General features: G+C 39.3%; 20 protein-coding genes. 8 read left to right on the forward strand and 12 right to left on the reverse strand.

The window, feature by feature from the left end; translation table 11 throughout:
• Positions 1-16: 16 nt before the first annotated feature.
• From IHV12_RS10600 to IHV12_RS10615, 4 genes are all read right to left on the reverse strand, one after another.
• The gene (locus tag IHV12_RS10600; protein WP_197190823.1) at positions 17-2,872 is read right to left on the reverse strand and encodes an ATP-binding protein; all 2,856 of its coding nucleotides are present in this window, start codon (positions 2,870-2,872) and stop codon (positions 17-19) included.
• A gap of 8 nt (positions 2,873-2,880) precedes the next feature.
• Positions 2,881-4,098 (reverse strand): metallophosphoesterase family protein, encoded by a 1,218-nt coding sequence (locus IHV12_RS10605; protein ID WP_197190824.1) that lies wholly within the window; start codon positions 4,096-4,098, stop codon positions 2,881-2,883.
• A gap of 113 nt (positions 4,099-4,211) precedes the next feature.
• Positions 4,212-5,486, reverse strand: a complete 1,275-nt coding sequence (locus IHV12_RS10610) for an ABC transporter permease (RefSeq protein WP_197126857.1) — start codon at positions 5,484-5,486, stop codon at positions 4,212-4,214.
• Complete coding sequence (locus IHV12_RS10615) at positions 5,479-6,375, reverse strand: ABC transporter ATP-binding protein (protein WP_197190825.1); 897 nt, start codon at positions 6,373-6,375, stop codon at positions 5,479-5,481. The genes IHV12_RS10610 and IHV12_RS10615 overlap by 8 nt, the downstream gene beginning before the upstream one ends.
• A 147-nt stretch (positions 6,376-6,522) precedes the next feature.
• Between IHV12_RS10615 and IHV12_RS10620 the strand changes: the two genes are divergently transcribed.
• Together IHV12_RS10620 and IHV12_RS10625 are read left to right on the forward strand one after the other, a co-directional pair.
• A complete protein-coding gene (locus IHV12_RS10620) occupies positions 6,523-6,708 on the forward strand; it encodes a YhzD family protein (protein WP_197126855.1) in 186 nt (61 codons plus the stop codon).
• A gap of 29 nt (positions 6,709-6,737) precedes the next feature.
• Positions 6,738-7,172: a GNAT family N-acetyltransferase gene (locus IHV12_RS10625; RefSeq protein ID WP_197190826.1), complete on the forward strand. Its 435-nt coding sequence runs from the start codon at positions 6,738-6,740 to the stop codon at positions 7,170-7,172.
• Positions 7,173-7,423: 251 nt separating this feature from the next.
• Here IHV12_RS10625 and IHV12_RS10630 read toward each other — a convergent pair whose 3' ends face one another.
• The 6 genes from IHV12_RS10630 to IHV12_RS10655 form a co-directional block, all read right to left on the reverse strand.
• Entirely contained in the window at positions 7,424-8,908 is a 1,485-nt protein-coding gene (locus IHV12_RS10630) for an aldehyde dehydrogenase family protein (RefSeq protein ID WP_197126854.1), read from the reverse strand.
• Between the two features lie 384 nt (positions 8,909-9,292).
• Positions 9,293-10,144, reverse strand: a complete 852-nt coding sequence (locus IHV12_RS10635; RefSeq protein ID WP_197126853.1) for a Cof-type HAD-IIB family hydrolase — start codon at positions 10,142-10,144, stop codon at positions 9,293-9,295.
• Between the two features lie 156 nt (positions 10,145-10,300).
• The gene (locus tag IHV12_RS10640; protein ID WP_137790553.1) at positions 10,301-10,669 is read right to left on the reverse strand and encodes a YlbF family regulator; all 369 of its coding nucleotides are present in this window, start codon (positions 10,667-10,669) and stop codon (positions 10,301-10,303) included.
• A gap of 49 nt (positions 10,670-10,718) precedes the next feature.
• Positions 10,719-11,855 (reverse strand): DUF445 domain-containing protein, encoded by a 1,137-nt coding sequence (locus IHV12_RS10645; RefSeq protein ID WP_197126852.1) that lies wholly within the window; start codon positions 11,853-11,855, stop codon positions 10,719-10,721.
• Positions 11,856-11,926: 71 nt separating this feature from the next.
• Positions 11,927-12,616 carry a diphthine--ammonia ligase gene (locus tag IHV12_RS10650; RefSeq protein ID WP_197190827.1) on the reverse strand — a complete coding sequence of 230 codons (690 nt, stop codon included), beginning with the start codon at positions 12,614-12,616 and terminating at the stop codon, positions 11,927-11,929.
• A 20-nt stretch (positions 12,617-12,636) separates the two neighbouring features.
• The gene (locus tag IHV12_RS10655) at positions 12,637-13,254 is read right to left on the reverse strand and encodes a polysaccharide deacetylase family protein (RefSeq protein WP_370568796.1); all 618 of its coding nucleotides are present in this window, start codon (positions 13,252-13,254) and stop codon (positions 12,637-12,639) included.
• Between the two features lie 130 nt (positions 13,255-13,384).
• Between IHV12_RS10655 and IHV12_RS10660 the strand changes: the two genes are divergently transcribed.
• The 6 genes from IHV12_RS10660 to IHV12_RS10685 all read left to right on the forward strand — a co-directional run bounded on the left by IHV12_RS10660 (position 13,385) and on the right by IHV12_RS10685 (position 19,384).
• A complete protein-coding gene (locus IHV12_RS10660; RefSeq protein WP_197190828.1) occupies positions 13,385-14,281 on the forward strand; it encodes a PucR family transcriptional regulator in 897 nt (298 codons plus the stop codon).
• A gap of 176 nt (positions 14,282-14,457) precedes the next feature.
• Positions 14,458-15,477, forward strand: coding sequence for a hypothetical protein (locus IHV12_RS10665; protein ID WP_197190829.1), 1,020 nt, complete (start codon positions 14,458-14,460; stop codon positions 15,475-15,477).
• Positions 15,474-16,406: an ABC transporter permease subunit gene (locus IHV12_RS10670; protein ID WP_197126848.1), complete on the forward strand. Its 933-nt coding sequence runs from the start codon at positions 15,474-15,476 to the stop codon at positions 16,404-16,406. The genes IHV12_RS10665 and IHV12_RS10670 overlap by 4 nt, the downstream gene beginning before the upstream one ends.
• 137 nt (positions 16,407-16,543) lie before the next feature.
• A complete protein-coding gene (locus IHV12_RS10675) occupies positions 16,544-17,641 on the forward strand; it encodes an ABC transporter ATP-binding protein (RefSeq protein WP_197190830.1) in 1,098 nt (365 codons plus the stop codon).
• A 317-nt stretch (positions 17,642-17,958) separates the two neighbouring features.
• Entirely contained in the window at positions 17,959-18,738 is a 780-nt protein-coding gene (locus tag IHV12_RS10680) for a transporter substrate-binding domain-containing protein (RefSeq protein WP_231619394.1), read from the forward strand.
• Positions 18,731-19,384, forward strand: a complete 654-nt coding sequence (locus IHV12_RS10685) for an amino acid ABC transporter permease (protein ID WP_197126846.1) — start codon at positions 18,731-18,733, stop codon at positions 19,382-19,384. The genes IHV12_RS10680 and IHV12_RS10685 overlap by 8 nt, the downstream gene beginning before the upstream one ends.
• Before the next feature lie 34 nt (positions 19,385-19,418).
• Here IHV12_RS10685 and IHV12_RS10690 read toward each other — a convergent pair whose 3' ends face one another.
• Together IHV12_RS10690 and IHV12_RS10695 are read right to left on the reverse strand one after the other, a co-directional pair.
• Positions 19,419-19,667 (reverse strand): hypothetical protein, encoded by a 249-nt coding sequence (locus IHV12_RS10690; RefSeq protein WP_197126845.1) that lies wholly within the window; start codon positions 19,665-19,667, stop codon positions 19,419-19,421.
• A gap of 73 nt (positions 19,668-19,740) precedes the next feature.
• On the reverse strand, positions 19,741-19,935 hold the full coding sequence (locus tag IHV12_RS10695) for an alpha/beta-type small acid-soluble spore protein (protein WP_066239924.1): 195 nt from the start codon (positions 19,933-19,935) through the stop codon (positions 19,741-19,743).
• Positions 19,936-20,081 lie beyond the last annotated feature (146 nt).

Consider the following 20,081-nt stretch of genomic DNA (forward strand, 5'->3'; position numbering starts at 1 on the left):
CATTCCCCTCCTTTGGTTACATTTCAGCGATAACGGATTGGTGTGGCCAATGTATGACAGGGACAGATGGAACGGTAGAAGCAATATGTTTATGGCAAGTAAAGAACAGTACCTGCCGATCAAACGCAGCTTCTTGTATCAGTTGTAATGTTCGTTTTGTCCTTAAGCCATCAAAGTTAACCGCAATATCGTCCATTAAAATCGGAAAGTCTTTCGGTCCTGCATGGTAAGCTACTGATAATCGGATAGCTAAATACACTTGTTCTGCAGTCCCCCGGCTTAACTCATGCGGGTAAAAACCTATTCCTTCCCCGTTTACAACCATTAGTTCGTTTTTGTCTGTGAACGTAATAGATTGATATTCACTTTCTGTTATTTTACTAAAATAAACACTCGAAGTCTCTAAAACCGCTGGCAGCTTTGTTTTTTGATATTCTTCTTTTACTTTTAAAAGAGCATGCTGTGCAAGGCGCACGCTTGCCCATTTCTTAACGAGCGTGTTCCATTCATCTTTAAGCATCTCATAACGATGCATATTCTCTGAGTAACTGCCATCTTCAAGCAGTTTCGCTAACTCCCAGTCCAGTTTCCCTTTTGCTTCAACCTTCTCAGCATAATGTTTTTGTTTTTCTTCCTCTTTTTCTTCCAAAAATGATATATGATGAAGCGTTTTTTCAAAGTGTACCGTTACTTTCTCCGCCATCACAACGACTTCATCTTCTGAAAACCCTAACGATATCAATTGATTTAATAGCGTTTCACGTTCTTCTTTTAACTTGCTAAACCGTTCCTTGTTTTTACCTTTTACATAAAAGTCTTCTTCCTTGCTAACTTTGGCATCATTCCACAAACTTTGCATCTGATCATCTAAAAAGGTGATTTTTTTCTCAAACTCTTCCCTTCGCTCGATGAGTTCCCTTCTATTTTGCTGAAGGTGCAGTGATCGCGATTGATTTTTAAGTTGCTTCTCCAATTCGGCATAACAAGAGTTGATCCAGTATCTCGTATCTTCTTGGGGTTCTTCTCCCAATACAAGTGATAGTGAACCGGCTTTCTTCTCATAATTATTCTGTTTTAGCGTTATATTTTTTACTTTTATTTCTGCTTCATTTCGCTGTCTTAACAAATCCTTAAGCTGAAGAACTCGCTTCATATAACCTGATACAAAAAGCCGGTCCAACTGCCCTTTGTACCCGTTATCTGACGCCCATCGTTGCGCACGATCAAGGACAGTTGCTTCTTCCACTTCTAAATAATCCAGCCGTTTAGCAAGCTGTACATAGATGTTGTTTTCGTTAGAAAGCTGTAGAGAGAGCTGCATCCATTGTTTACGATTGACCTCATCTTCTAACAATCGATGATGTACGTGTTTTGGCATTTCTTCACCTGACTGATTTTTCCTCAAATACATGAAGCTTAAAACCAGCGACGTAATCAACAGAAGAACTCCCCCAAACATGACTGGTGGATGATTTGAAATCCAACCAGACCAAAGAAGTAATACGGAAGAAAATATGGGCAATAGTATTGTATAAGAAGGAATATTTCTTGTTTGCTTATGATTTGAATGCTGATACTTTGCATATTCTTCTTCAGATAGTAGGTTCGCTTTTTGTTGTGCTTCTTCCGCTTCTAAACGCTCGAGATTCATTCTAGAGTCCTCGAGCTCGTCTTCTAACCTACTTTGTTTATCTTTAACCTGCTCATGCTGCTTGATCAAATCTTCTAGAAGATGAAGAGAAGATAAAGACAGTGAAAGTTTCTTAAGCTCTTCTTCAGACCACGTTTCTCCGATCTCATCAACGAGCTCTCTTTCTTCATTTTTTAAAGCCTGTATGTGACGTTGAAGCTCTTGTAGCTGGTTGAAGAGATGTTCATATTCAGGAAGGTGATTAAACAAACGTTTAATCTCTGTTTCGTATTTTATTATTACTTCATTACTTATCACTGATTTCAGCTCGGTTTCAACATCTTGAATACGGCTATCTGTGTACGTTAAGTCACTTTTTAAGCCTGAATACTCTTTTCGCCATTCGTCATATTGTTGAAGTCCGTTTTCTGGAAAATAAAATTGGTCAGAATCCAGAGAGCTTATCTCTACATCAAGCTGTCTATATTTTTGCAGTACAGGCTTTAATTCGAGTAGCCTCTTGTTTGAGCGAAGTTCTGTTTGGATCTCCGTCAACTCTTGTCTAATTCTTTCAAGAACCTTTTGTTGAGCTTCTTTTTCGTTCGTTAACGCCTGATAACTCTCGTTTTTTTCTTTTAAGAGTTGAAGTGATTTTGCTGATGAAGAAAGCTGTTCTAACTTTTCATTAATGATTGGTTTTTTGCCTGCTTTTTTAAATAAAAGAGCTTGTTTCTTCTCAAATGTCTGTTCGATGTCTAATAGATCACGGTCACCTGAAATCGCGGTGCTTAGTAAAAAATTACCGAGTTCTTCAGATGATAACTTGTCTAATTTTTGTAAGCCATCAAGACCAAAGCAAAATGCACCCGTATACAAGGATTGTTCCATTCCATCTAACAACTGTATCAGAAATGCTTCTTCTTTCTGCTGCCCCGTTTCATCAAAAAGTGTGACATCACCAATTACAGTAGATCGCGCTATTCTCTCAATCGTCCAAGTGCCGTGTATTTGATGGTGAATGGTGATCTTACCACCCATTCTGTTTCCGTCTTTAGGTTCATAGCGGCGTTGATTTTGACTTTTTGTAGGAAAACCGTAGAACATACATTTAATAAAGTCCATCAGTGTCGTTTTTCCTGCTTCGTTTTCTCCGTAAAGAATCTGTAGCCCCTTATTTTCGAAGTTGATTCTACAATCCTTTAAACCACCGAAGTGATAGATATGAAGGGAAACGAGTTTCATATTTTCACCTACCTGCTTTTATGAAGTTCTGATAATAATAATTGTTCAGCTTGTTGTTTAATCTCTTCATAATCTTGTTCATTCAGCTCTATGTATTTTCTGGCTGTTCGGTGTGTAGACAATTCATAAATCGCTTGTTGCAGTTCTGAATCATCTTCTAGAACACACTGTAAATCTTGAAAAAAGGCAGATTGTTTCATGGATTGTTCCTCTTGAAGAGAAGGGGTCGTTACATTCTTAATCGAAACAACATGCACAAACGAAGAATCATAATCTTCCTCACGCAAGATTTCTTCTAAATCTTCAATGAACGTTCCATCCAAAAGCTCATGATAAAGCTGAGTTTGACCCGTCAACTTTAAGACAAGAAGGACACCTTTATTACCTTGTTGATGCGTGTTGATCTTTTTTTCACACAAAAGGATCACTTCTTGCAGACTATCAACCTCAGTTAAATCAATGCTGCTTTCTTGCCAACTGATTTCAGACGTGGAGTAGAACTGACTTTCGACTTCATTATGGTTTAAAGTAACGATGTAGCCACCTTTTTCACCTAGTTCTCCACTATGTCTGCCTTGTATATTCCCTGAATAACGAACGGGTGGATCTATGTTTAAATCTATTCTTTTATGAATGTGTCCGAGCGCCCAATAATCGTAGCCTTTTTTTAGAAGCTCTGTTAACAAAAAAGGCGCGTATCTGCTGTGTCCGCTATAACCATCAGCCTGTCCATGCAAAATGCCAATATGATACAAATCATCTCTTTTGTCAGGATAATGTAACGTTCGATCATCTGTCACCGCTGCAGTTTCATAGCTAAATCCGTGCAAAGCCGCTACCTGTCTTCCCTTTTTTTCAAAGTAAATAGTCTGAACATGGTTCCCGCCAAAAAAGTGCACATTGCTCGGCCAATCAAGATCTACCCATTGTCCATCTAATGGATCATGATTACCATGAACAACATATACGTTTATGTCATAACTCTTCAGTTTCATAAAACAGTTTTTCAAATATGATTGAGCCTTTAAGCTTCGGTTTCCGCTGTCATAAAGATCTCCTGCAATCACTACAAAATCTACTTCTTCTGAAATCGCAAGATCGATCAGACGTTTAAACGATACGAACGTGCTATCAGAAAGCCGCTGAAAAAGCCCATTAGGCAACGAGGAAAGTCCTTTGAACGGACTATCTAGATGGAGATCTGCACAATGTAAAAACTTTATCATTTCACTCATCCTCTTTTTCTACCATTCTTCCCTTCATTTTAACATATATACGAAAGCACGTTCGCTTGTGAATGTGTAAAAAAAGAGAGCTCAATGGCTCTCTTTTCAAAGTATTAAACGTCGGTTGTATTTTTCTTCTCCTGTTTGGATAAAAGGAGGGCTTGCTTAAACAATTTCAAGGAAGGTGCGTTTCCGTACATCAAAACCCCTCCACGATATACACGAGCACCAATTATGGCAAACAAGAAGATGGCTCCGACTAAGACGCTGATTCCAAGTGCTACTTCCCAAACCGGTAATGAAAGCATCCCTACACGAAGCAGCATGAGCATTGGTGTGAACAGCGGGAAGTATGATGCCGCTGCAACAAAGCCAGACTCTGGATTTTCTCTGCCGAACATGGCAATCATAAATGCTGCCACGATTACGATTACTACTGGTGTCATCAAATTATTTACTTCTTCAACTCTGCTGATCAATGATCCCAGCATCGCAAATAGAGTAGCGTATAAGAAGAATCCTAAAATGAAAAACACAAGAGCATAGATGATTAGTGACGTTGGAATCTCGTTCAACTTTAGTTCATTGATGATACTCTCACTTCCACTAAGCTGTCCGTTTAATTTAACAGCTAGAAACCCTCCTGCAACAAACAACGCAAGCTGAGTTAAAGCGACGAGTACGATCCCAAAGATCTTCCCAAACATCTGTGTCACTGGCGATACAGAAGAAATCAGTATTTCCATAACACGTGAAGATTTTTCTGTTGCCACTTCTACGGCGATCATACTTCCATACATCATGACGGCCATATACATGAAAAATAGGACCACATACACTAGGATGTATACTTGAGCTGCCTCTTCCTCACTTTTCGCTGAATCTGACAATGACTCCTTAGCAAAAGTAACCGGAGAATAAATAGCAGCGAGCTGTTCTTGGTTCAATCCAATGGACTCGGCGGCAGATTTGTTCTTAATCTGCTGCAGGGCCAACTCTACATCCGCGATCAGGCTCTGCTGTGTTACATCTTCTGCTTTATAAGTTCCTGTGATAATGCCTGAAGCATCCCTATCCAGAATTAAAAGTCCTTCGATTTTACCATCAAGTACTGCTTTTTCTGCTTCACTTTCCGATTTCGTAAACGCTTCAGGTTTCAAATCATCATTTGTTTGCTTAAGTTGTGCTTGAAGAGCTGGAAGTGTCTCTCCTGTTCTATCGATAACCCCAATTTTAGAAGCCTCATCTTCACCGAACATTTTTGTGATCTCGTTCATATTCGTTATGACAAATAACAATCCGATTGTAATCAATGTAGTGATCAGGAATGGTTTTGATTTAATTTTAGATCGGTATGTATGCATCATTACAGTCATAAATTTACTCATGAACAACACCTACTTTCTCGATGAAGATATCATTTAATGAAGGTTCTTCAAGTTCAAACTTTCTTACAAATCCTTTTGACTGAATAGCTCGGAACAAATCTTGAGCCACTTCTTCTCGTTCAACTTGAAGAATGATCCCATCTCCCGTTGGACGATGTTTAAGAACTCCTGATGTGTCTTTCAAATAAGTTAGATCAAAATCTGCTTTAACTGATACATTCTTTTTCCCAAAAGATCGTTTGATCTCTTTTAGGTTTCCTTGAACAACTGACTTTCCTCTATGCATGATGCACAGATGCTGACATAGTTCTTCTACGTGCTCCATCCTATGAGATGAGAAGACAATCGTCGTTCCTTCTTTTTTCAGCTCATGAACAGCACTCTTCAAAAGTTCAACATTTACGGGATCTAATCCGCTAAACGGTTCATCTAAGATTAAAAGTTCTGGACGATGAAGAACAGCCGCAATGAACTGTATTTTTTGCTGATTTCCTTTAGACAATGCTTCTACCTTCTTGTTTAAATACTCCTCAGCACCAAAACGCTTCAACCACTTATTCGTTTGTTCTTGAATTTGTGAACGAGTCATACCGCGCAACTGTCCTAGATAGATCAACTGCTCTCTTACGGTCAGTTTTGGATATAATCCTCTTTCTTCGGGTAGATATCCTATAAGGTCACTCGTCTCATAAGAGATCTCTTTGTCGTTCCACGTAATTCTTCCTTGTGATGGTGTTAACAATCCTAAGATCATTCGAAATGTCGTCGTTTTCCCTGCACCGTTTGCACCTAACAATCCAAAGATCTCGCCTTTAGGAATCTGTAAGTTAATTCCGTCAACGGCTGTAAAACTACCAAACTGTTTTCTTACCTCGTTAATGGTCAACATGACTATATCCCTCCCGCTGTAAAATATACCATATATTCCTAGTACGTAGTGTAATACCTTAAGTTTCATACAAATTCTTAAGTTTATGGCAGGAAAAATTCGTCGAATGTTGAAATCAAATTTAGATACGAAAGGAGTTCGATCATCATGAATACATACGCACTAACTGCATACGAAAGTAACGGGGAAAAAATATTGGATGAAACGATTTCCGCTCCGAACGACTCTGTAGCAAAAGAGCAAGGAGAAGCCCGTTTGGCTGAACTGAACATGCAAGAAAAAGCGCATCGTCTGACTTCACCAAAGGGACAATTGCTTCTTTTCCATCGCTAATGAAACTCATGGAAACGAGGGAGAAAACAGTGAGTGAAGTAATTCTACGTGAAGCTCGATACGATGACAGTTACGAACTTTCTTATTTAATGGGTGAACTCGGTTATCCAACAAAGCCCGAGGAAATGACAGAGCGATTAGAGACACTGCTTCCTAATTCTGCTTATGCTTGTTTTGTGGCTTGTGTAAACGACCAAGTAATTGGGATGATCGGCCTTGCAAAAGGTATATATTTTGAGAAAAACGGCTGCTATGCACGCATTACTGCTCTCGTGGTAAGTGAAGAATTCAGAGGAAACGGCATCGGCAAGGAGCTCGTTCATTATGGAGAAGAATGGGCAAAAGAGGAAGGCTGTACGGCAATCTTGCTTAATAGTGGAAAACAAAGAACAGACACGCATGAGTTCTATCGAAGTTTAGATTATGACGACACAGGACTGCGATTTATTAAGGTGATGCTTTAATAATCAGCTGGGCGACGAAGAGATTCGCCGCTTATCAATGTTAAATTGTTCATTCAGAAGCAAGAAGGTCGAGGAAGTGAAGTTTTTGAGGAGCGGAGTGTAGTTCTCCTACATGAGCACCGAAAAAACAAAACTGACGAAGAGATTCGCCGCTTATCAATGAACAAAGAAAAAACCGGATGCTGGATCTAGCACCCGGTTTTCCCGATTTATCCGCTCAATTCTTCTTTGACCCCGTTATATCTTGTTGTCTATTTTAAGTTCACCCACACACTCTTAACTTCTGTGTAGTTATTTAATGCATAAGATCCCATTTCACGTCCGATACCGGATTGCTTGTATCCGCCGAATGGTGAAGCAGCATCAAATGCATTATAGCAGTTCACCCAAACCGTACCAGCACGAAGCTTGTTCGATACATAATGAGCTGTTTTTAAATTCTCTGTCCATAGTCCTGCAGCAAGACCATATTCTGAGTCGTTTGCACGAGCGATTACATCATCCAAGTCATCAAACGGCATTGCAGCCACAACTGGACCGAAGATCTCTTCTTTTGCAATCGTCATCTTATCATCAACATCGGCGAAGATTGTCGGCTCGACAAAGTACCCTCTGTCAAACGGAGTTGTTCCTCCTGTTAACAATTCTGCACCTTCATCTTGTCCTTTTTGGATGTAACCAAGAACACGGTTATGCTGTTCTTGAGATACGAGCGGCCCCATCGTTGTATCTGGATCTAACCCAGGACCTTGCTTGATTTTCTTCGCATGAGACACAAGGTCTGCTACGACATTATCAAATGATTTCTTTTGAATATATAAACGTGATCCCGCACAGCAAACTTGTCCTTGGTTGAACATGATTCCGCTTAATGCACCAGGAACTGCACGGCTCATGTCAGCATCAGGCAAGATGATGTTTGGTGATTTACCACCAAGCTCTAGTGTTACTCGCTTCAAAGAGTTAGACGCGTTACGCATGATCAGTTTTCCAACTTCAGTGGAACCTGTAAATGCAATCTTGTCCACGTTCGGATGATCAACCAGCGCCGCACCTGTTTCACCAGCACCTGTTACAACGTTTAGCACACCTTCAGGGAACCCTGCTTCATGAGCTAATTTTGCTAAGTAAAGTGCAGATAGAGGTGTTTGCTCTGCCGGCTTCAGTACGACCGTACATCCCGTCGCAAGTGCAGCACCAAGCTTCCAAGCTGCCATCAATAGTGGGAAGTTCCAAGGAATGATCTGTCCGACTACACCTAGCGCTTCATGACGCGTGTAGTTGAAGAAGCTTCCTGCTACAGGAATCGTCTGCCCCACGATTTTTGTTGACCAACCAGCATAATAGCGGAAATGCTCAATCGCAAGCGGAACATCCGCATTCATCGTTTCGCGAATCGGCTTTCCGTTATCCAATGTATCAAGCTGTGCTAATTCTTCTTTATTCTCTTCCATCAATTCTGCTAATTTGTAAATTAAGTAACTTCGCTTTGAAGCAGGCATCTTTGACCAATAACCTGTTTCAAAAGCCGCTCTTGCCGCTTTAACCGCTTTATCGATATCTTCAGTTCCACCTTCTGATACAACTGCTAAAACTTCTCCAGTTGAAGGGTTTAATGTTTCAAATGTTTTTCCGCTAGCTGAGCTGACCCATTCCCCATTGATAAAATGCTTTTTCGTTCCGTTAAGAAACTCGGCCACCTTTGGTTTTAATTGAAGGTCTAAAGTTTTTTCCATTTGAATCCTCCCTTTGCATTGTGGTTCTTACATAAATATTATTCGTCACGATTCATGTAAACCCTTTCATTTTCTACATTTGTAATAAAACTGAAACGTTTTTTACGAAATTCGACGGGAGTTGTCGAAAGAACTCTATTAGTATGTAATCCCAATGGACAGGTCATCAGGATTTAGAAATCGCTCATAAATCCCAAGAATCGCTCACAAATCCCAAGAACCGCTCACAAACCTCAAGAATCGCTCACAAATCCCAAGAATCGCTCACAAATCTCAAGAATCGCTCACAACTGCCCACAAATGCACCTTTCCACTTTTACCTACACAAAAAAAGACTCCTCTCAGACAAAATGTCTAAAAAGAGCTCTCTTTATCACTAATAAACTATCGTTTCAACGTCTGGAAACGCATCTGCTTGCGGAACACTTCTTTAATCATGTACGGTACGCCTAGCTGGTCGTTTGTACGCGTGATCCACTTCGCTTTTCTCTTCACTTCATCAGGTGCGTTTGCCATCGCCACACCTAGCCCTGCAAACTCGATCATATCTAAATCGTTATAAGAATCCCCGATCGCTACCATCTCATTTGGTGCGATGCCAAGTTTCTCACCAAGGAACCTTAACGCATTGCCTTTTGTTACTTTTTTAGCTGTGATCTCTAACTGACATTTGGCTGAAGAAGAATATTCAAAGTCTGGCATATGTTCATTTAGATACTTCATAGCAGACTCGCATTCTTTTTCATCAAAAAACTGTACATCCATCTTTGGCGGTGCCACTTCTTGCGCGAGAACATAATCTCCTAAATTCTCTGTGAAAGAAACAGGATAGAACAACGGATCCCCCGTACTTAATGTTAACTTGGCGACGAGCTGACTTTTTTGCTTAAGCTGATTTCCGACGGAGAAGCGCTCATGGACTACCCGCATGTGGCATTCGTAATTTCCAAGCACTTCTACTATCCTGTAAGTATCCTCGACCGATAACCTTTTTTCTTGAAGAGGTTCATCAAGAGATGAAGCAATGAATCCACCATTATGACTGATCAGATAACTGTCGATCTTTAAAGCTTTGGCGATTTTTTGTGTAGATGGAAAACTCCTGCCCGAAGCGAGTGTGACATAGACCCCTTTTTGCTGCACATAATCAATGGCTTCTTTCGTTTCTTTATCGATACGGAAATTGCTTCGCAGTAGGGTTCCGTCGATGTCAATCGCTAGTAAACGGTATACCATGATGCGCTCCCCCCATTTCGCGAAAATATAGTATAAGAACTCGTGTTAAGTTTATGACCTTGAAACATGCTTTAGAACGCGGACAAACCTAAGAAATACAATGCAAAAAGAAAACCCCCTGCTACAAAAGTAACAGAGGGTTAAATCAGTACATTATTATTGCTGTTGTCCGTCTTCTTCAACCATTGGTCCGTAAAGTTCTTCCAGTGGCTTTGTGATCACTTTATTTAGATCATTGATGATCATGCTCATGCGTTGCTCTGCAGCCATAAGCTTTGAGATTGTTTCGTTCTGCTGTACATCAGCAAAAAGCTTTTGAGCTTCTTCAATCTCTTCAGGAGTCACTTCCTGGCCGTTCATTTGTTTTTGTTGAAGATTTACTTGAATATCACGGAATTTACCGAAAAGTTCTTTCGTTTCCGGATTGTTATTTACTTCATCATAGCTTTGTTTTAAAGCTGTAAAGTCCTCACTATTGCGTAGTGCTTTTTCTAAGTCGTAAGCAACATCGTATACGTTTGACATTGGTAAAATACCTCCTATTGATTAACTACGGTACCCACTATAACAGACTCTACAAAAATAGTACAAGGATACCTTGAAAAACACCGATAACTCCGCCTAACAAAGCTCCTAGCCATGTAATCATCTTAAGTTCGCTTTTTGCGATCGAAATGATGATTTCCTCTAGACGCTCTAGAGAAAAGGTCTCAACTTGTTCTTCCACGATTTTCGCAAGATGCATCTTCTCAAGCAACATTTCTAATCGTGCTACAAATAGATCAAGTCCCGCAGCGACTGCTTTTGGAGTTAGATCATCTACAATCCATTTTTCAACCGAACTAGCTAACGAAGAAACAGGTGTATTTAGATACTCTTCGATTGGAAGTCTAGCCGTGATTTCTTTTGCTAAACCTGTCGTCATTTCAGGCATGTTCAGCAATCCAAGGGCTTCATCCATTCTTTTATCCATGAAGCTGCGATATTCTTCCTGAAGCAGATTCAACACCGTATCACGTGTATTTTCATGTTTCATGAACTTGATCAGTTCCGGCTGTACTTTTTCCGCGATGCTCACATTGCCAAAGAACATAGACACCATATTTACGAGCATTCCTTTATCCATTAGAAATGCATCGATGCCACTTGCCAGAGATTTTCGGCCGTCTTCGCTCTCTAAATATAGAACGCCTTTGTTTAAGAGCCAATCAACGACTTCTGGCAGCTTTTCTTCCCCTCTAGCAACAAACTTTTCTGGTAAAATATCTTTCATTTCCTTGCCATTTGATTCCTGCAGCATTTTTTTCATACGCGTGCTCAGCCATGCTTCAGTTGTCGTTTGGATTCTGTTCTGAACATCGTCTACTCCAAAATCCTTTTTAAGCAGTTCACTGATCGTCATGTCACTCTTTAAAAAGCGTTTTACTTCAACCTGAACGAGCTCGGTCATTTCTTTGCGAAAATCGGCATCGTTAATTTTTGCCTGCACACCTTCTGCGGTCAGGAGGTGATTGGTTACAGTCTCACCAAGCTGAACAGCGAGCTGTTTTCTTCGCTTCGGTATAAGTCCCGGTGTAAACGGAACTCTATACTTACCAATGTATAATGTATTAAACGGTCGAAATAACATTCGGATTGCAATGGAGTTTGTTAATCCTCCAATAAACGCACCGACGATCGCCATGATTGAAATTGAAATCCATACGTTCATATTTTTATCTCCATTACTCTAGATTCTATTTTCCTAGTATACGTCATTTTGAATTGTGCTAGCAATTTGGACTACACACTTGGAAGGATGTCTACATAATAAAAGCGGTCTTCTTTACTGATCATATCCTTTACGATTCGAGTCTCACCTAACGTATACGTAATAGGATAGGAAAAGTTCGGTCCATCAAAAACAAATGTGTGAAATTCTCCGTTCTCGCCACAAATGTCATGTTTCTTTGGATAGTCCTCTTTAAACTGCTCGTCTATGACCCGGCCAGTAAAAGAGGCATCTATTTTTAAAGTATCCGAGCAGCATACCACAGTCTTAAACCCCTTACGTAAGAACTCATCTATAATATGCTCTGTACTCTCGCCCCATATTGGAAATACAGGTGTAATCCCTGTACCGTTTAACATTTTTTCACGGTACTTTTTTACATCTTCTAAAAAAATATCGCCAAACATGATGTACTGTATACCATCAGCTTTAATATCATCAACGGCTTTTTTCATTCTTTGCTGGTACATATCATTCGGACAATCTTTAGGTATCCAAACAACTCGAAGCGGTAAACCAAGTGATTGTGCCTGCATTTCTAGGAGTTCATTGCGAACACCATGCATGGTTGTCCGCTCATAGTCTTCTGTCAACGTTGTTAGTAAAGAATCGATCTCCCATTCCTCAGACTGCTGCAATCGATACAAAGCTAAAATGGAATCTTTTCCTCCGCTAAATGAAACTACAATTTTTCTCTTCATATAGAACCCTCCATAGTTAACTATTTAGGAGGCAATACGAACTCATAGCCTTCTAGTTTTAATTCAGAAATCAATTCGTCTAGTATTCTCACGGTTTGCTTTAATTCATGCAACAAGATAACAGAGCCATCCTCTGCATGATTCAAGATGTTATGAACAATGTGTATGGGATCATGTTTGTGTTCCCAGTCAAGACCTGCGACTTCCCATAAGAAAGGAACTTTGCAGAGCTCTTTAAGAACATTCAATGTATCTTCGTTGAACTGTCCGTAAGGCGGACGAAAGTATTTAACTTCTTGACCTGTAAGAACCTCTAGATGCTTCAAATTCGTAGAAATATCATGCATCTGATCACGATAAGAAAGTCTCGTTAAAACACGATGGCGCAATGAATGCCCACCGATCATATGGCCTTCCTCTATCACACGTTTCCACGGACGATTTTTATGCAGCAACTTCGACTGCCAAAAGAACAACGCTTTAACATTATATTTTTTGAGAATATCCAGCAGTTCAACTAAAACAGAAGATGGCCCATCATCAAAAGTTAGAATTAGAGATTTCGAACCTTTTGTTTTATAGTGCTTGTCCCAATTTTTTATATTTGTCCATATATCTTTATTTTCCCAGTCGTACACGACCGTTGAAGAAGTTACTCAAGGACACGTTTTCATGGTGTCTCCTCCTCTTGGAAATCTGTTAGTTTAGTTAAACACTTAACATTGCTATAATAATAGCAAGCTTTTCGTTGAAAGGATATGAAAATGGATGCTTGATAAGCTAAAGAAGCACTATAAGAATTTATTCACAACAGACCTGTCACAGCAGACAGGCTTTTACTGGTTCCTTACTGATGATAGCGAGCCATTTGGGATTTCTAAATCTGCCGTTTCTGGATCCGAACTTACATTACTTCAATCGATGTTTAACATATATGAAAATGATAATCAGGCAAATATTTTTTCTTCACAGCAGTTAAAATGGAAATCGCTCCTTTTTGATGATGAACTAACAACTGAAGAAGGTTTCTACCGATTTGTCCATTTTTTTAGCAAACAGCCTATTACCGATTATGCTTCTTTTTCTGAAGCGGTAAACGGACTTTTTCCTGAAGATGCTGTTCTCCTTCTGAACAGGGATCTTAAGAGTGGCGTTATTATTGAAACATCGAAACAGGAATTTAGTGAAACACCTTATGAAGCGTTAAAAGATATGCTTTCAACAGACTTTTATATGGATATTTCTATTTATATAGGGTGCTATAACAGTCAACTGAATCGCGCAAAAGAAACCTATGACAGAGAACAGCAACAATTTTTAAATGTGAGGAATCTTTTGATGCCGAAATCCGTATATACGGTAGCTGATATCGTGCCGTATATCCTTCTTCAGTCTGCTAGTCCTATGGCCGATCAAACATTAACTGCATTAGTAGAAGAATGGCAGGAAGAAGACGAAGAAACTTTAAAAAGCATCAAAGTATTTGTTGAATGCAACCTCAACGTTTCGTTAGCGGCGAAACAATTATATATTCACCGAAACAGCCTTCAATATCGTGTGGAAAAGTTTTACGACAAAACAGGCATTGATGTGAAACAACTTAAAAACGCACTCACCGTGTACTTAGCGATTCTTCTTATCGAGCAAAAAGAGAGAAATATGTAACAGCTGCTTCCATTTTCGGAAGCAGCTTTTTTATACCTACAAACGTAGATTCATCACCTATGGAAAACAAGCAGGGATGAGAAAATGTCTATTTACAAATAAAGGAATAAATCACCTTATGTCGAATTATTTCTAAAAAATAGAGATAACGTGAGTAACAGGGGGATTCAATTCTAATGAAGTATTTTAAACAACCTTCTTTTTTAATCGGATTAACGATTCTAGTCTTACTTCTTAGTGGGAGTTTTGCCTATTCACTTTTGAAGGAAGAAAGTACTCCGTCAAATATTCTTTATGATGAAAAAGGAAAAATGATTGACCGAGCACCTTTTGAAAGAAGTGCGGAATACCCACTGGGTTCAGATCAATTTGGAAACAATTACGTTTACGTCCTGCTTGAAGGAGCAAAATACACGCTCGGTTTTGTAGTGTTGATCACGATAAGCAGAATGATTTTATCGATCTTAGTATCATTTATTCTTCTCGTGGTTCCTAGCTTTATAAAGAAACTAATCAATAGAATTTCAGAAATTTTTTATTTTGCACCTCTGTCCATTTTTGCTTACCTGCTCATCGCACCAGCTTTAATTGCTTTCAGCTGGAGCTATTCTGACTTTACACAATTTATGATCACTACTTGTGTACTCGTATTGTTGACTGTGCCCGTCTTATCCGTACAAATTGCGAATGAAGTCTCTATCTTATCAAAGGAAGAATTCATTCAGCACGCACCTCTTTTAGGAGGTGGAAGGATTCACGTGTTCATGAAGCATATCCTACCCTGTCTATCACCTAAGCTTCTGCTCTTAACCGTTCAGCAAGCCGGCCAAACCTTAGCTATACTCGCCCATCTTGCTTTTTTAAAAATCTTCGTTGGTGGATTCTCAAAGATTACGTACACACTTCCTGGTGTATCAGGCACACCGGTAACGTATGAAAGAACGTTCTCAGATTCTCATGAATGGGGTGGTTTGATCGTTCAGAACTGGGACTTTTATTATGGGGCTCCAATACTCGTAATCGCTCCCGTATGTTGTTTTGTTCTATGTTCCATCGCAATAAATTTAATGGTCTCCGGCATGACTAAAAGTGAGAATCATTCATCCACAATGCAGAAGAAAAAGATAACGACCTCTGAAGAAACCCTTCCATCAGCTTCATTTCTGCCAGTGAAGAAAGGGAGGCTGAACGCATGATCAAAACGGCTGGAAAGTTACTTTCATTCTTTTTGTTATCTATTTTAGGGATTCTCCTTTTCACTTCACTGCCTGTCCTTATTTATGACTATTCGGTGCTAATGAATAACACTAGATTAATTGATACTGGGCAACTCGATAACAATTCTTTTTTAACAAATAGCATACAGTTTGAACTACACGCGTATTTGCAACAATTAAAATTTACAGTTCAGCAGATCATGGACCTTACACAAACCACCTATTACTCTAACGGGAGTGACTATCAGCTCTTGCCTGCCTTTTTAGAGGTGTATCCCCAATCTTTATCGTTTTTTATGGGAGGGCTTTTAGCCAGTCTCCTAGTTGGGATCAGTTTTGCTGTTATATATATGATCTTTCCATACCACATCAGGTTAATCATCAAAAAAATAATACTTGCGATTGAAACGTTGCCTGATGTCTTTATCATCATCTTAGTACAGCTGACAGTGATCTGGTTTTATAAAACGACCGGGTTACTTATGTTTAACATCGTAAATGTATACAAAACAGAGGCATACTTTTTGCCGATATTCACGATTTCCATACTTCCTACTCTATATGTAACGAAATACTTAATCTTAAGCATGGAAGACGAATCAAATAAGAGTTATATCGAATTCGCAAGAGGAAAGGGTTTAAAAAGCATATATCTTATCATTGTTTATATGTTGAAAAATACAGCTCCCTCTCTTTTTGGACAAACAAAGACCATCTTTTGGATCCTTTTATCAAACCTTTTGATCCTTGAGATTATTTTTAACATCTACGGCATCATGCGTTTTATAGCTGAATATGGTGTAGAAAACCCTCACCTTGCAGCCATATGCATGATCGCTATCTTTCTTCCTTTTTTTATTATTTTTGCAACGGGCAGCCTGCTCATTCGAAAATTAGACCCACGTTAATCTCAAACAGCCTTTTTGTGCACATTGCATAAAGAGGTTGTTTTATTTTAGGCAAGTCGTCCATTTACGATATAGGACATGAAAGCGTAAACTTAAAACATTAAGAAAACGTTTACATCGGAAGGGGATTCATTAAAATGGCAGAAATTAAGTTAAATAACATCGTTAAACGATATGATAACAAAGTAACAGCTGTACATGATTTCAACCTTAATATCTCGGATAAAGAATTCATCGTATTCGTAGGACCATCTGGTTGCGGTAAATCAACAACTCTTCGTATGATCGCTGGTTTAGAAGAAATTTCTGAAGGTGATCTGATCATCGATGAGCGCGTTGTAAACGACGTAGCTCCAAAAGATCGTGACATCGCGATGGTTTTCCAAAACTATGCCCTGTATCCTCATATGAACGTTTATGACAACATGGCATTCGGACTTAAACTAAGAAAGTTCAGTAAAGAAGAAATTGAAAAGCGTGTTAAAGAAGCAGCACGTATTCTTGGTCTTGAGCAATACTTAGATCGTAAACCAAAAGCACTTTCAGGTGGACAACGTCAACGTGTTGCACTAGGGCGTGCAATCGTTCGTGATGCAAAAGTATTCTTAATGGATGAGCCTTTATCAAACCTTGATGCGAAACTTCGTGTTCAGATGCGTGCCGAGATTACAAAGCTTCACCAACGCCTGCAAACGACTACGATCTATGTAACGCATGACCAAACAGAAGCGATGACAATGGCAACACGTATCGTTGTTATGAAAGACGGACGTATCCAGCAAGTTGGATCTCCGAAAGAAGTATACGATACGCCTGAGAACATCTTCGTTGGCGGATTTATTGGTAGCCCTGCTATGAACTTCTTGAACGGTACCCTTGAAGACGGATTCTTCAAAGTGGGTGACACGAAGATTGCCGTTCCTGGTGGTAAAATGAAGATTCTTCAAGAAAAAGGCTACAACAACAAAGATGTTGTTCTAGGTATTCGTCCTGAAGATATTCATGACGAGCCTGTATTCCTAGAGTCTTCTTCAAACACGAAGATTGAAGCGAAGATCGACGTTGCTGAACTTATGGGTGCTGAAACATTCTTATACTCTACAGTTAGCGGTCAAGATTTTATCGCACGTGTAGATTCTCGTACAGACATTCGCAACGGTCAGAACATCTCCTTAGCGTTTGATATGAACAAATCACATTTCTTTGATAAAGAAACAGAACTACGTATTCGTTAATTCATATGTTACAAAAAGCTCTGCTTGATTAAGCAGAGCTTTTTGTTGTCCATTTTTTTGACTACCTAGCATCAAAATATGGAATTTCATGTGTTGCAACTACATTTTTATATGATAGCACTTAATTTTTATATGATCGTACACTAAAATTATGTGATCATGCCTCCTTTTTATGTGATATTGTGTACTCACAAAAAAATCCGCTGTTATTTTTTTCTTTATCGGGGAAAATGTTAAATGATTGACGAAATCGTCGTTCGTTTATACAATAAATTCTATAAAAATTGTCGGGATTACCCTGACGAGGAGGACTTCAATTGAAAAACACATTTAAATTCCTGTCAGCTCTCGCCCTTTCTGTCATTCTTTTGTCAGCATGCGGAAATTCAGACGAGTCAAAATCAGGTTCAGGTTCAGATAAAAAAGTACTTACCATTGGTACGGAAGCTACATATCCACCTTTCTCATACCGTGATAAAAAGACAAATGAAATCACAGGCTATGACGTAGAAGTAGCTAAGGAAGTAGCTAAACGCCTTGAGATGGAGCCAAAGTTTGTAGCAACAGAATGGAAGAACATGTTTACTTCGCTAGACTCCAAACGATTTGATCTTGTAGCGAACCAAGTAACGATTACAGATGAAAGAAAAGCTAAATATGATTTCTCTACTCCTTATACCGTTTCTGGCGGACAAGTTATCGTCAACAAAGACAACAAAGACATTAAAGGGATTGAAGATCTAAAAGGCAAAGTAGTAGGTACGACTCAAGGAAGTAACTATGCTGCTGAAGCTGAAAAAGCTGGCGCAAAAACAAAGTTCTATAAAGGTGCTGCTCAAGTATTAACAGATCTTGATGTTAATCGCGTAGATGCTGCGATGAATGATCAGCTTTTTATCCTGACAGAATTAAAGAAAACAGATTATAACGTTAAAGCTGTTGGTGAGCCTTTTAACGAAAACGAAATGGCATTTGCATTCCGAAAAGATGACAAAGATTTAATTAAAGACGTAAACAAAGCGCTTGAAGAAATGAAGAATGACGGTACACTGAAAAAGCTCTCCGAAAAATATTTTGGAGAAAACGTAAGTGAATAACTTATCTGAAATTCTGATCAACTCCCTCCCCTATTTACTGGAGGGAGCTGTTTTTACTATCGTCATAAGTCTTGTTTCGATTTTCGGAGCGCTCATATTCGGATTAGTCGTTGCTTTATGCAGGATGTCATCGAATAAATTCTTGTCAGGGATTGCTAAGGGGTATATTTCTTTCTTCAGAGGAACGCCATTATTAATTCAATTATTAATTCTTTATAACGGTTTCACGTTTATTTATGTACCTGAAGGATGGCAGGCAGCGCTTGCTGGACTCATACTTCATTTTAGTGCCTATATTGCAGAATCCTATCGTGGGGCTATTCAGTCGATCGAAAAAGGGCAATGGGAAGCCGCTTTTTCACTTGGAATGAACAAATATCTTACGTATAAAGAAGTCATTCTCCCACAAGCATGGAGAATTTCTATTCCATCCGTTTGGAATTCATTGATTGATATTGTTAAGGCCTCTTCGTTAGCCTCTGTAATTACTGTACCAGAGCTAACTTTGATGGCAGATCAGATCAGTGCGTCACAACTAATCGTACTGCCTGTTCTACTTGAAGCAGCAGTCATCTATTGGATTTTAACTTCCCTTCTGGACGGCCTTCGAGTATTGCTTGAAAGAAGAATTAAAATTAGCCAATAATCCTTCATGTCTTTATAAGATATGAAGGTTTTTTCTATTCCCACTCACCAATAAAAAAAAGAACTTCTTGATGACAAGCATCACAGTAAAACACGTGTGGGCATTGGCTCTCTTTGAAATTATTCGGATAACCATCTTCAAGCTTCAGTTCATCTACTTCCATATAGGGACTGTAATCATCGAAATAGTCGCTCACTCTTCCCTGATCTTGAACTGCTCTTCCGCATTCTGGACAGCGAACGTTTATGGTGTGAAAGTTATTGCATATTGGACACATCGCCATCACTATCAACTCCTGTATGATTTAAAAAAGGGAGTGGATTCCTCCACCCCCTTTGTATCAACTACGAGCTAAGTTAGCGGTTACCGCCACTTAACTGTTGCTGACCCATTGCGACTAAACGTTTAGTCATTTCCCCACCAACCGAGCCATTCGCACGAGCAGTTGTATCTGGGCCAAGTGTAACACCGAACTCAGATGCGATCTCATATTTCATTTGATCAATTGCTTGCTGTGCTCCTGGGACAACTAATTTGTTTCTTCTTGCCATGTGTTTCACCCCCTTGCACTTATTGTGTATCTCACCGAGTTCTATATTCGCTCTAGTCATTGGCAATTTATAGCGTTGTTCCCACTACAAATCGGTAAGATATTCAAAAAGGTTGTCTAGTTGGTTTATACTGAATTATAGTAAGA

This window comes from Fictibacillus sp. 7GRE50 (genome assembly GCF_015903875.1).
Lineage (GTDB): Bacteria > Bacillota > Bacilli > Bacillales > Fictibacillaceae > Fictibacillus > Fictibacillus phosphorivorans.

What these genes read in the sequence shown, in the direction of transcription:
- IHV12_RS10600 (WP_197190823.1), bottom strand. Translation starts at nt 2,872, where the DNA reads ATGAAACTCGTTTCCCTTCATATCTATCACTTCGGTGGTTTAAAGGAT.
- IHV12_RS10605 (WP_197190824.1), bottom strand. Translation starts at nt 4,098, where the DNA reads ATGATAAAGTTTTTACATTGTGCAGATCTCCATCTAGATAGTCCGTTC.
- IHV12_RS10610 (WP_197126857.1), bottom strand. Translation starts at nt 5,486, where the DNA reads ATGAGTAAATTTATGACTGTAATGATGCATACATACCGATCTAAAATT.
- IHV12_RS10615 (WP_197190825.1), bottom strand. Translation starts at nt 6,375, where the DNA reads ATGTTGACCATTAACGAGGTAAGAAAACAGTTTGGTAGTTTTACAGCC.
- IHV12_RS10620 (WP_197126855.1), top strand. Translation starts at nt 6,523, where the DNA reads ATGAATACATACGCACTAACTGCATACGAAAGTAACGGGGAAAAAATA.
- IHV12_RS10630 (WP_197126854.1), bottom strand. Translation starts at nt 8,908, where the DNA reads ATGGAAAAAACTTTAGACCTTCAATTAAAACCAAAGGTGGCCGAGTTT.
- IHV12_RS10635 (WP_197126853.1), bottom strand. Translation starts at nt 10,144, where the DNA reads ATGGTATACCGTTTACTAGCGATTGACATCGACGGAACCCTACTGCGA.
- IHV12_RS10640 (WP_137790553.1), bottom strand. Translation starts at nt 10,669, where the DNA reads ATGTCAAACGTATACGATGTTGCTTACGACTTAGAAAAAGCACTACGC.
- IHV12_RS10645 (WP_197126852.1), bottom strand. Translation starts at nt 11,855, where the DNA reads ATGAACGTATGGATTTCAATTTCAATCATGGCGATCGTCGGTGCGTTT.
- IHV12_RS10650 (WP_197190827.1), bottom strand. Translation starts at nt 12,616, where the DNA reads ATGAAGAGAAAAATTGTAGTTTCATTTAGCGGAGGAAAAGATTCCATT.
- IHV12_RS10660 (WP_197190828.1), top strand. Translation starts at nt 13,385, where the DNA reads ATGCTTGATAAGCTAAAGAAGCACTATAAGAATTTATTCACAACAGAC.
- IHV12_RS10665 (WP_197190829.1), top strand. Translation starts at nt 14,458, where the DNA reads ATGAAGTATTTTAAACAACCTTCTTTTTTAATCGGATTAACGATTCTA.
- IHV12_RS10670 (WP_197126848.1), top strand. Translation starts at nt 15,474, where the DNA reads ATGATCAAAACGGCTGGAAAGTTACTTTCATTCTTTTTGTTATCTATT.
- IHV12_RS10675 (WP_197190830.1), top strand. Translation starts at nt 16,544, where the DNA reads ATGGCAGAAATTAAGTTAAATAACATCGTTAAACGATATGATAACAAA.
- IHV12_RS10690 (WP_197126845.1), bottom strand. Translation starts at nt 19,667, where the DNA reads ATGGCGATGTGTCCAATATGCAATAACTTTCACACCATAAACGTTCGC.
- IHV12_RS10695 (WP_066239924.1), bottom strand. Translation starts at nt 19,935, where the DNA reads ATGGCAAGAAGAAACAAATTAGTTGTCCCAGGAGCACAGCAAGCAATT.